Here is a 10604-nt window from a genome sequence, read left to right as displayed (position 1 = left end):
GTCAATCAGGCCGAAGATGCGCGGCTGAAGCAGAAGCTGATCATCTGCAAGGACTGCTCCGCGTCCCAGTGAGTCATCCGCCCGGCAGTTCGCGTCCGGACGCCCTGCCTGTCCGGGGCTGTCAGCGAACACAATGCTGCAGCGCGGTAATTGCCGCTGCCACAGCTTTGGCAGCTTGACCTAACGCGCTTGCAAGCCTCTGATTAGCCCAATTTGCCGCTAGAAATTCACGCTTCCGGCGCGAACATGGCGCCATCGCGAGCGTTGGGACTGTTTGAGCTTCTTTCGCTTTCCACACCGGCAAGCGTCGAAGGGAGCATTTCAACGCTTTCCGAGGTGGGTGGGCTTTCATGAATCCGCTGACACGCGAGAACAAACCTTCCACTCAAAGATCCGGCGCCTTTGCCTCCAAGGGCTCGCAGCCGATCGCGCTCGCCGCAGCCGCCTTGCTCGTCCTGATCGTCGGCGCCGGGGCCGTCGTGATCACCCGCGCCTATACCGGCGCCTCGTCGGAGGTTGACCACGCCGCCACGGCTCGCCAGTTGCAGGCCCGCACGGCGCGCGCCTCCGAGCAGTTGGTCGAGAAGACCAAGGGACTGGAAGCGACCCAGCAGGAATCGGTCGATCAGCTGCAGATGCTGCAAGAGCAGCTACAGACGATCAAGCATCTGCTCGCCACGCAACAGGCTGACACCAAGCGCCTGTCCGATCAGGTCACCGCGCTGACCGCGTCCGTCGACGGGCTGCGGCAATCCTACGCCAGCGCGCAGACCTCCGAGCCTGCTTCGCCGGCGCCAACCCGTAACCACTCGCTTCGCACCCGCGCACAGGCCGGCGGCAGCGCGCATCATCATCGGCGCGGCCGCTCTTGATCTCGACGCCACACGCGCGTGCAACGCTTTGAGATCGACGCGAGAAACCGCATCTGGAAGTAGTTAGCTGCTTGCCCGCAATCTCCGAGCGACGATCTCATCGTGTTTTGATATATGCGCGCGAGCTCGCCGCCTCCATCGTGCTCACATGCGCTCAGTAAAAGCCCCACCGAATTTTCCCGGCCTTTTGTGAACTGCTTCACACAACGCCCCAGCATTTCAGTTCATTCTCAGCTTACCGGATGGCAGCCAATTTCAGGATGGCGCAGGGCCAATTTCAATATCCGGGGCTGGCAAGGTCGTTGGCGTCATACTGCGCCGACGGCCTTGTTTTTTCTCCCCCCGGATTTTGCCTTCCTCTGCATCGTGCCCCGCGGGTTTATTCCGCTTTGCCGGACAAAAATTCTCACGCGTTGATGGCTTGCCTTTACAGAAAATACTTTGCTGAATGCCTCCGTAATTTTACGGAGGAGACGCTCATGACCGCTGAGCCATTGCTGACGTCAGATGTCATCGGACTGACAAAAACCGCGCCATTCTCGCGGCGCGGCTTCATGACAGCCTCTGCGGCCGCTGCCGCCGGCTACACGCTGGCCACCGGGCCCGTGCGCGCCGATGTCATCACCACCGACACCAACGGCCTCAACGCCGGCGACGCCAAGGTCAAGGTTGCGGAAGGCGAGATGCCGGCCTATTTCGCGCGCCCGGCCAGCGCGAGCAATCCGCCGGTCATCCTGGTGGCGATGGAGATCTTCGGCCTGCACGAATACATCAAGGACGTGGCGCGGCGGCTCGCCAAGCTCGGCGCCTTCGCGGTGGCGCCCGACTATTACTTCCGCGGGGGCGTCGACCTCACCAAGATCGCAGACATTCAGCAATTGCTGCCGCAGGTGAATTCAAAGCCGGATGCCGAGCTGTTCGCCGATCTCGACAGCACCGTCGCCTGGGCGAAGTCGCAGGGCGGCGACACCTCTCGGCTGGGCATCATCGGCTTCTGCCGCGGCGGGCGCACGGTATGGGAGTATGCCGCTCACTCTCCCGAGCTGAAGGCCGGCGTGGCATTCTACGGGCCGCCGGTCGATCCGCCCAATCCGCGCTGGCCAAAGAGCCCGACTCAGCTTGCGCCTGAGATGAAAGCGCCCGTGCTTGGCCTGTATGGGGAATCGGACACCGGCATTCCGGTCGCGAGCGTCGAGGCGCTGAAGGAAGCGCTCACCGCCAACAACAAGACCGCAGAGTTCAAGATCTATCCAGGTGCACCTCATGGCTTCCATGCCGACTACCGCACCAGCTATCGCAAGGAGGCGGCGGAGGATGCCTGGAATCGGATGCAGGCCTGGCTCAAGAAATACAACGTGTTGAGCTGAAGCGTCACCGTCGCGACGGGTACGGTCCGCGCACGGAGCACGACCGCTCCGCTCGGCAGTGCCGCCGGGTGGCGCGCGAGCTCAGGGAAGCGGCTAGCCGTTGCGGCGCGCTCTGCCACGACGCGCTTTGGCGGGCACGCGCTTGGGCTCCGGCTGCTTCCACCTCATTCCGGCAAGCGCCGTGCCGATGACACCGATGATGATGGCGAGCTCCGGGATCGTAAATGGTGTCATCATGGCCAAGTCCATTGTTGTCAGTCCGTTGTTGCCTGCCCGTTGTTGTCGCGAGCGACCAGCTCGCTCGTAACATCCTGGTGCGTCAGCGCACCAGGATCGACTGAGAGACTGACCTTGCGCTGGATGGCGTGATCAGCCGGTGTTCAGATCACTTGCAGATCACTCGCACACCTGCTCGCTTCGATAGCGCCAGCCATACCGGGTGTGGACGCGATGGTGAACGATGTAGCAGTTGGCGCCATAGTCACCATCGTCGTATGCATAGCCGCCATAGTAGCCGTCATAGTCATAGTAGGGATAGCCCAGCCCATATCCGAAGGCGAAGCCGGGACCAAAGCCATGGTGGTGGTGGAAACCACCAAAACCTCCGTGATGGAATCCGCCGATGCCTCCGGCGTGCATTCCACCAAAGCCTCCGGTGTGCATGCCGCTAAATCCCGCTGCGCCGTGCATTCCACCGCTGCCGCCAAACGCCGCGTGACCGCCACCAAAACCGCCACCGCCGCCGAAGCCCGCGTGACCGCCGCCAAAACCGCCGCCGCCGCCGAAGCCCGCGTGACCGCCGCCACCGAAGCCGCCCCCACCGCCACCGAAGCCCCCACCCCCGCCGCGCGCAGAGGCAACATCAGGTGCCATCATTGCCAGGGTTGCCACGGCTGCCAGGGCCATCATGAACTTACGCATCGAACCTTCTCCAATAGACGGTCGCAACGATGCCGCTCATCGTGCGATCAGGTACTTACTTAGGGTCGATTTGGATCAAGCGACGGGCAATCCGCCTCACTTGTGCGCGACCAAATTGCAACGATGCTGCAACATTTGTGAACTCGGTTGTTGACATTCAGCAACCTCGGCAGATGCTTTTCACCTTGCGGTCGATGGTCTTGTTTTCCTCTGTAATCGCAGCATCCGTGTCGTTACGCGTGTTCGGACCGCTAGCGGCAATGCCTCCAATTCCGCCAGCCGCACCGCCTCCGGCGCCGGTGGTGACGCCGGACCGAGAATTGGAGGCCGCTCCGGATGACTGCGCCGTGCCCGAGCTGTTGGTGCCGGATGCGGATGGCGTCGCGAGCTTGGCGGCGTTGCCGGCGCCGCTCGGATCATTGACCGAATTGTTGAGACCGCCGGCGTTGCCGGGTCCGGACGCGACGCCGCTGGTGCCTGACGATCCCGCGCCTGCAGTCCCGGCGCTCGGACTGCCGACCGCACTGGGGCTGCCGGCCGAAGCACCACTTGCTGCACCGCCCCCAGCCGCGGCACCACTGGCACCTCCTCCGCCGGCGCCGCCAGAGCCACCACCTCCACCTTGCGCAAGGGCAACGGAAGCGCTGGCAAGAAATACAAAGGCAACGCAGGTCGAGAGCGACAATCTGGTCATCGGATGATCTCCCTTTGTCCCTTCAACCTCCGCGAAGACGGCTCGTTCCGGAACGATTCCGATCCGGCGACGATTGATGCGCAGAAGCGATACACGCCGCTAATGGGATTCCGACAAGGAAGCCGTAACGAACGAGGCTTTGATGATCATGACCACCGACCCCGATCCGTTCGAGCAAGGCGAACGCGCCGCGCGTGAAAATATTCCCGCTGGCGCCAATCCTTATCAGGAAGGCAGCGAGCAATACGCATTGTGGGCAAGCGGCCACGAGCGCGTGGCAAGCGCGATCGAGGCCAACGAGGGCGAAGGAACCTGAGCCAGTCTGCGGGCATAAGCCCGCTGACCGTACGCGGCCTTGCTGATCAAATCAGGCTGTTGCCGCAGCGTCTTGTGAAACGCGTGGGCGCCCCGTTCAGCCGATTTTCTTCAAGCCGTTTTTGTAGTGCGGGCCCTTGGCGATGTAGGAGCGTGCCGCCCCACCCATCCGCTCGACCTGTGCCGGCTCCAGCGTGCGGACCACGCGCGCCGGCGCACCGACGATCAGCGAATGCGGCGGGAATTCTTTCCCCTCGGTGACGACGGCGCCCGCACCGACCACGCTGCCACGTCCGATCCGCGCGCCGTTCATCACGATCGAGCCCATGCCGATCAGCGCGTCGTCCTCGATCGTGCAGCCATGCACGATGGCATTGTGGCCGATGGTGCAGTTCTTTCCGATCCGTAGCGGAAAGCCGGGATCGATGTGGCAGGTGGCGTTGTCCTGGATGTTGGAGCCCTCGCCGATCTCGATCAGGTCATTGTCGCCGCGCAGGACGGCGCCGAACCAGATGGTGACCGCGCTCGCAAGACGGACGCGTCCGATCACGGTCGCGTTGTCGGCAATGAAGTAGTTTCCGTCACTGGGAAGTTCGGGCGCCTGCCCGTCGAGCTCATAGATGGCCATCACGCGTCTCCTCTTTCGAGGCGACCTTGCACGGCTGGCGCAGGGTTTTCAAGAAAGCTCGACGTGAGCGCAAACAGCGGCCAGGTCGGTCGTCAGACCAGAACTCCGGCGGCGCGCAGCGTCATCACGAAGAAGGTGCCGGACATCATGCTCCAGAAGCCGGCGATGACGGTCGCCATCATCACGAACTCGAAGCGGCGTCGCTCGATACGCGCGCCGCGCAAGGTGTTGCGCATGATGATGAAGGGCGCGGCAAACACCAGGAACGGCACTGCCGCGAACCGGTGCTGTGTGACGCCCCGCTGCAGCAACTCGAAACCGGCAGGACGTTCCGCAAAGGTTTGGTAGCCGCTGGCCAAGGCTCCAGCCACCGCAAAACCGATGCAGAGCGAGAACAGGGAATTCAACGCTTCAGGCGACATCGGACTTGATCCACACACGACAAAACTGCCCCGTCCTTCTTTCGCAAAATGCCGCAGCCGGCGCCACATCATCCTTAAGGAAAGGTTAATATGCGCCGCGCCCAGCGCGGGTCCCAATACCGCCATAGGCCTGCGGAAACCTGAGGCCCGTGGCATAGTCCGCCTGATTCGCGAACGACGGAATACGCGCCTTCATGACGATGTTTTCGGCCCAACAACGCAGCACCGCACGCTGGCATGCTCACGGTCATGCCGTGCAGATGGCGCTCGGCGCCCTGCTCGCATCAGCCGCAATCGCCGCTGTCGCCTATCTGCTATGGCCGACCTGGGGCGTCGTGTCGGCAACCGGGCCAGACCGCCTGCCGGTCAGCGTCGGCGATACACTGTTCAACGTGCCTCCAGCAGCGGTTCGCATGAAGATCCAGCGCCATTCCGGGCCGCAGGAGCGGGTCGATCTCAGCTTCGAATTCCCTTCGCTACAGCCGCCGCAAGCGCCGAAACATATCAGTGCCGAAGATGTCGACGGTCTGCCGCAGCCGATCGATCGCATCTTCGTCTCGATCGGGGCACATCACGATGCAATGGCGCCCGAGGAGCGGCTGCGCGCCATCTATCCGCGTTATCTCGCACCGGAGGCGATGCAGGTTCAGGACGGGCTGACCATGCGCAGCTTTCGCGCTGGTACGCCTTACGACAGCGAGGACCTGTTCCTGGCCGAACAACCGCTGCTCGCCGCGCGCTGCACGCGCGATGGCAGGACGCCCGGCATGTGCCTTGCGGAACGCCGCATCGATGGCGCCGATCTCACCTTTCGCTTTCCGCGCGCCCTGCTATCGCGCTGGCGCGACGTTGCCGATGCGGTTGAGCGGCTAACCGCGCAACTCCATAGCGCAAAGGGATAGCGCGCAAAGGGCGGTGCACGAAGAATGAGTGCACTACGTAGGTGTAGTCCGCCGAACGATCGCGCGATCGGCACGCGTGTAGCTTTAAGCTGCTGCGCGCGTACCGCAACGATGTCCCTATCGGCGCCTATTCGACCAGATCGTCCTCGAGGATCGCCATCTGGAACTGGAACGAGCGATCGTCATCCTCGTCATCGACGAACAGCACGCCGATGAATTCCTCGCCGATATAGACCTCGGCGGAATCATCCTTCTTCGGCCGCGGCACCACGCGGATCTTGGGATTGCCGAACACGCGCTTGAGGTATGCGTCTAGCTTCCTGACTTCCTGAACGTCCACGGTTGTCTCCAATCGGCAGCGAGTTTTCGGGATTAGGACGCTACGCACACCGCTCACGTCCTGAACTCAACAATCTCGTCCGTCGCACCCGCGACATCACTTATGCAACGCTGGACGGACTTTGAATGAAACGCCGTGGATCATGCGCCCCGGTCGTCGAAACACATTCGTCAACGGTCAAATCCACAGCGGGCCTGGTCTCGTCGCACGAAATCCGTCTGATGAAAAGTCTTGACCTTGCGGCAAGAAGCTCACAGTCCGATCGCGTTGATCATCTGGTCCATGGTGCGTGACGGCTCCGCACATCCGGCTTCACCGACGATCTTGGCCGGCACGCCCGCAACCGTGACATTATTGGGCACCGGCTTCACCACCACCGAACCGGCCGCGATGCGCGCGCAATGGCCGACCTCGATATTGCCGAGCACCTTGGCGCCGGCACCGATCAGCACGCCGTGACGAATCTTCGGATGGCGATCCTCGTTCTCCTTGCCGGTGCCGCCAAGCGTCACGCCGTGCAGGATCGAGACGTTATCCTCGATCAGGGCGGTCTCGCCGCACACGAAGCCGGTGGCGTGGTCGAGGAAGATGCCGCGGCCGATCCGGGCCGCGGGATTGATATCGGTCTGGAACACCGCAGAGGAACGGCTCTGCAGGTAGAAGGCGAAATCCTTGCGGTTCTTGCGCAGCAGCCAGTGCGCGAGACGATGCGCCTGCAGCGCATGGAAGCCCTTGAAGTAGAGCAACGGGTCGATGAAGCGCGAGGTCGCGGGATCGCGGTCGTAGACGGCGATGAGGTCGGCGCGGAAGGCATGGCCGAGATCGGGTTCGTCGCGCAACGCCTCGGCATAGGTCTGGCGGATCAGGTCACCGGAGAGCGCCGCATGATCCAGCCGCTCGGATATCCGATGCACCACCGAATCCTCCAGCCGATCATGATGCAGCACGGTCGAATAGATGAACGTGGCGAGTTCCGGCTCACGGCGAACGATCTCTTCCGCCTCTCCGCGGATGTGATCCCAGATCGGATCAAGCGTTGTGACTTTCCCGCCCTGCGGATGGGTCTGATGCACGACCATGGCTCTCTCACGGGTTCTACAGGCGACGACTATAGCATGGGAGGCTGAGGAAGAGTCCTCCAAACCGGCGATGCAAAGGTCAGCTTTCCCAGGGGATCGACGCCCGTGAATTGACACATTCCATCCGCCAGCACAGGACGCCGTCCATCTGCCGCCGTTGGCTCAAGGTGGTCGGCGGGAACCGAAAATCAAGGCGACGATCGGCGCTTTTTGTCCGGCTTGGCCGAGGGGCAAGACGAACTCCCCCAGTGTCCGGAGAAGCCCGGAAGGCGGTCAGGCTTTACCGGCCCGACCTCTGCGACTATTGGTGCATATTAGCCGGGCCGTTTTTGGGGCCACGGTGGTCCAAATGGGGGACGCCGGTATCAGTAACACGCAAATCCTGCCCGCGCGCACGGTCGAGACCGGTTCGATCTGGATCGCCGTCGTCGTCATTCCGCTTTTCCTGATCGCGCCTGCCCTGTGGAACGGCTATCCGCTCCTGCAGTGGGACACCGGCGGCTATCTGGCACGCTGGTATGAAGGCTACCTGGTGCCGAGCCGATCGACCGTGTTCGGGTTGTACCTCCACTTCGGCGAAGGATCGAGTTTCTGGCTCAATCTCGGTTTTCAGGCCATGTCGACGCTCTGGATCCTGCAGCTGAGCTTGCGGGTGCTCGGCCTGATCCAGCCATTGCGACTGCTCTGGATCGGCCTGCTGCTGATCGCGACCACGGCCCTGCCCTGGCTCGCAAGCATGCTGCTGACGGACATTTTCGCCGGGCTTTCTGTGCTCGCGCTGTTCATCCTGGTTACGCAGGCCGATCGGATCACGGCGCTGGAGAAATGCGCGGTGTTCGGCTTCATCGCCTTCGCTTCGGCGACCCACAGCGCCACGCTCGGCGTGCTGCTCGGCCTGTGCTGCGTCGGGCTCGTCGCGCGGCCGTTTCTCCGTGACCGGATCACGCTTGCGGGGCTGATGCAGGGCGGCGCGAGCCTCGTCGCCGGCGCAGCCATGCTGCTCGGCGCGAACTATGCGCTGTCAGGCCAGCTGGCCTGGACTCCCGGCGGCGTCGGCGTCGCCTTCGGACGGATGCTGCAGGACGGGATCGTCGCGAAGTACCTCAATGATCATTGCCCGCAACTGGAGCTGAAGCTCTGTCCCTACCGCAATGAGTTGCCGCCCACCGCCGACGACTTCCTGTGGGGCAACAGCATGTTCAACACCCTCGGCCGCTTCGAGGGCTTGGACAACGAGATGGGCTACATCGTCACCCACTCGCTGCAGGAATATCCGCTGTGGCAGGCGAAGGCGGCCGTGACCGCGACGGTCGATCAGTTGCTGCATGTGGCGACCGGCGAAGGCACCATCGGCTGGCTGCCCCACACCTACGGCATCATCGACCGTTACATTCCCTCGCAGAGCAAGCCGATGCACGCTGCGCACCAGCAGCATTGGGACATCAATTTCGCGCTGCTGAACTGGCTGCATGTGCCGGTCGCGCTCGGCTCGATGCTGGCAATGCTCGCTTTGCTCGGTCATGCGATCTGGCGGCGGCGCCGTGACGATGTCACCCTGCTGGCGGCAACCGTAACGCTGGCCCTGCTCGGCAATGCCGCGATCTGCGGCGTGATCTCAGGGCCGCACGACCGCTACGGCGCGCGGATCGTGTGGATCGCAACCTTCACCGCGCTGATCGCCGCGGCGCGCTATTTCGGCGGCGCTGACCGGGACTATGCGCGACGCGACAGGAAGTCGATCACGCCGGCCTTGTAGACCTTGTCGCCGACCGCGCGCATGTGATCGCGGTTCGGGATCTCCAGCACCTCTGCCCCCGGAATCAGCGCGCCGAGCGCCGAGGCCGAGCCCGCCACCTCATCGGTGGTGCCGACCGCGATCAGCACGGGCACGGTGATCCGTCCGGCGTCCTCGCGCGACATCAGCCCGCGCGAACCGCGCATGCAGGCGGCCAGCGCCAGGCGATCGGACCGGGTCTGGTCCGCGAACGCTCGAAATGTGCGTCCGACCGGATCGGTGACATCGTCCAGCGACGGCGCTTCCAGCGCCAGCGCCACGTTCTCGCCGGGGCCGCCGCCCTCGATCATCGCCATGCCGATGCCGCCGAAGATCGCCGAGCGCATCCGCTGCGGTGACGTCAGTGCGATATGGCCGGCGATGCGGCCGCCGAGCGAATAGCCCATGACATCGGCGCGCGGGATCTCGAGATGGTCCATCAGCGCCAGGACATCCGCGGCCATTTCGGCGATCGCATATTGCGCGGGATCGTAGAGTTTTGCCGAATCGCCGTGCCCGCGATTGTCGAGCGCGATGACGCGGTGGCCGTCCTTGCGCAGCTCCGACACCCAGGTCGGGTAGACCCAGTTGACGTTCTTGCTCGACGCAAAGCCGTGCACGAGCACGATCGGGTCGCCCTCGCCCTCATCGAGATAGGCGATTTCAACTGCGCCGTTGTGGAAGCTCGGCATCGGCAGACATCCGCGAGGTTGGTGATGAGGACGGGACGAAACGGCCGAGAATTTAGCCGCAGGCGGGCGCCATCGCCAGTTCGGGGGCAGCGACCATCGCGGCCCGCGCCTGGCGCAATCGACGCGCGCGGCGCCTGTTGCACCAGGCCTGCGTCGCCCGTTCGGTGGTGGCCTTGACCGAACAGAGGAAGCCGAACAGCGCCAGCACGGCACCGAACAGCCATGCGGTGAGGTTGAAGGCGCCGGCGACGAGCAGCAGCGCACCGCGGCCGAGCAGCTTGAGGATCGCGCGGGTCTTGCCGCCTTCGGATTCCGCGAGTCTCGCGGCGCGCGCGACATCCTTCGGACCTTCCGCCAGCTTCAGCGAATCCAGCGCGCCGCGGGTGCCGGCCTTCTCGGTGATGCGTCCGACATCCTTGGCAAGGCGCACCAGACCGCCGGCCTTCTCGGCCCGGAAGGCCGCCTTGATCGCGGTCGCGGTCTCGCCCGGCCGGAACACCGAGCCGGTGGCGACCGCCTGCTGCAGCGCCGGCGCGTCGACGACCTCGCGCGCGGAGCGGCCGGCCCATGCTGCAAGCCCCTCCCCCAATCGGCCGAC

At 63.8% G+C, this 10604-nt stretch carries 13 protein-coding genes and 1 pseudogene; 5 read left to right on the top strand and 9 right to left on the bottom strand.

Features of this window, described 5'->3' with window-relative positions:
- Window positions 1-350 precede the first annotated feature (350 nt).
- Both WA702_RS25295 and WA702_RS25290 read left to right on the top strand, forming a co-directional pair.
- Window positions 351-872, top strand: a complete 522-nt coding sequence (locus WA702_RS25295; RefSeq protein WP_425113272.1) for a hypothetical protein — start codon at window positions 351-353, stop codon at window positions 870-872.
- Between the two features lie 554 nt (window positions 873-1426).
- Complete coding sequence (locus WA702_RS25290; RefSeq protein WP_425113273.1) at window positions 1427-2239, top strand: dienelactone hydrolase family protein; 813 nt, start codon at window positions 1427-1429, stop codon at window positions 2237-2239.
- A 93-nt stretch (window positions 2240-2332) separates the two neighbouring features.
- Here the strand turns inward: WA702_RS25290 and WA702_RS25285 are convergent, their stop codons facing one another.
- From WA702_RS25285 to WA702_RS25275, 3 genes are all read right to left on the bottom strand, one after another.
- Window positions 2333-2476: a hypothetical protein gene (locus tag WA702_RS25285; RefSeq protein WP_425113271.1), complete on the bottom strand. Its 144-nt coding sequence runs from the start codon at window positions 2474-2476 to the stop codon at window positions 2333-2335.
- Window positions 2477-2635: 159 nt separating this feature from the next.
- Window positions 2636-3160 (bottom strand): hypothetical protein, encoded by a 525-nt coding sequence (locus WA702_RS25280; RefSeq protein WP_425113270.1) that lies wholly within the window; start codon window positions 3158-3160, stop codon window positions 2636-2638.
- A 157-nt stretch (window positions 3161-3317) separates the two neighbouring features.
- The gene (locus tag WA702_RS25275) at window positions 3318-3854 is read right to left on the bottom strand and encodes a hypothetical protein (RefSeq protein ID WP_425113269.1); all 537 of its coding nucleotides are present in this window, start codon (window positions 3852-3854) and stop codon (window positions 3318-3320) included.
- A 142-nt stretch (window positions 3855-3996) separates the two neighbouring features.
- Here WA702_RS25275 and WA702_RS25270 point away from each other — a divergent pair, with 142 nt between their 5' ends.
- A complete protein-coding gene (locus WA702_RS25270; RefSeq protein ID WP_425113274.1) occupies window positions 3997-4170 on the top strand; it encodes a hypothetical protein in 174 nt (57 codons plus the stop codon).
- Window positions 4171-4266: 96 nt separating this feature from the next.
- On the opposite strand, the gene WA702_RS25265 is transcribed toward WA702_RS25270, so the two are convergent.
- Window positions 4267-4797, bottom strand: a complete 531-nt coding sequence (locus tag WA702_RS25265) for a gamma carbonic anhydrase family protein (protein ID WP_425113268.1) — start codon at window positions 4795-4797, stop codon at window positions 4267-4269.
- A 92-nt stretch (window positions 4798-4889) separates the two neighbouring features.
- On the bottom strand, window positions 4890-5219 hold the full coding sequence (locus WA702_RS25260) for a DUF6949 family protein (RefSeq protein WP_425113267.1): 330 nt from the start codon (window positions 5217-5219) through the stop codon (window positions 4890-4892).
- A 194-nt stretch (window positions 5220-5413) separates the two neighbouring features.
- Between WA702_RS25260 and WA702_RS25255 the strand changes: the two genes are divergently transcribed.
- Window positions 5414-6121 carry a hypothetical protein gene (locus tag WA702_RS25255; RefSeq protein ID WP_425113266.1) on the top strand — a complete coding sequence of 236 codons (708 nt, stop codon included), beginning with the start codon at window positions 5414-5416 and terminating at the stop codon, window positions 6119-6121.
- A gap of 127 nt (window positions 6122-6248) precedes the next feature.
- Here WA702_RS25255 and WA702_RS25250 read toward each other — a convergent pair whose 3' ends face one another.
- A complete protein-coding gene (locus WA702_RS25250) occupies window positions 6249-6461 on the bottom strand; it encodes a DUF3126 family protein (protein ID WP_024510665.1) in 213 nt (70 codons plus the stop codon).
- 251 nt (window positions 6462-6712) lie between these two features.
- Window positions 6713-7540 carry a serine O-acetyltransferase gene (gene cysE, locus WA702_RS25245; protein WP_425113265.1) on the bottom strand — a complete coding sequence of 276 codons (828 nt, stop codon included), beginning with the start codon at window positions 7538-7540 and terminating at the stop codon, window positions 6713-6715.
- Between the two features lie 349 nt (window positions 7541-7889).
- Here cysE and WA702_RS25240 point away from each other — a divergent pair, with 349 nt between their 5' ends.
- Entirely contained in the window at window positions 7890-9296 is a 1407-nt protein-coding gene (locus WA702_RS25240; RefSeq protein WP_425113264.1) for a hypothetical protein, read from the top strand.
- Here the strand turns inward: WA702_RS25240 and WA702_RS25235 are convergent.
- The gene (locus WA702_RS25235) at window positions 9254-10006 is read right to left on the bottom strand and encodes an alpha/beta fold hydrolase (RefSeq protein WP_425113263.1); all 753 of its coding nucleotides are present in this window, start codon (window positions 10004-10006) and stop codon (window positions 9254-9256) included. The genes WA702_RS25240 and WA702_RS25235 overlap by 43 nt on opposite strands.
- A gap of 52 nt (window positions 10007-10058) precedes the next feature.
- A pseudogene (locus WA702_RS25230) lies at window positions 10059-10604 on the bottom strand (hypothetical protein); the annotation flags it as partial.

The organism is Bradyrhizobium sp., assembly GCF_049798375.1.
Classification (GTDB): Bacteria; Pseudomonadota; Alphaproteobacteria; order Rhizobiales; family Xanthobacteraceae; genus Bradyrhizobium.
The sequence above is the reverse complement of the archived record's forward strand: the minus strand, read 5'-3'. Positions and strand labels throughout refer to the sequence as shown.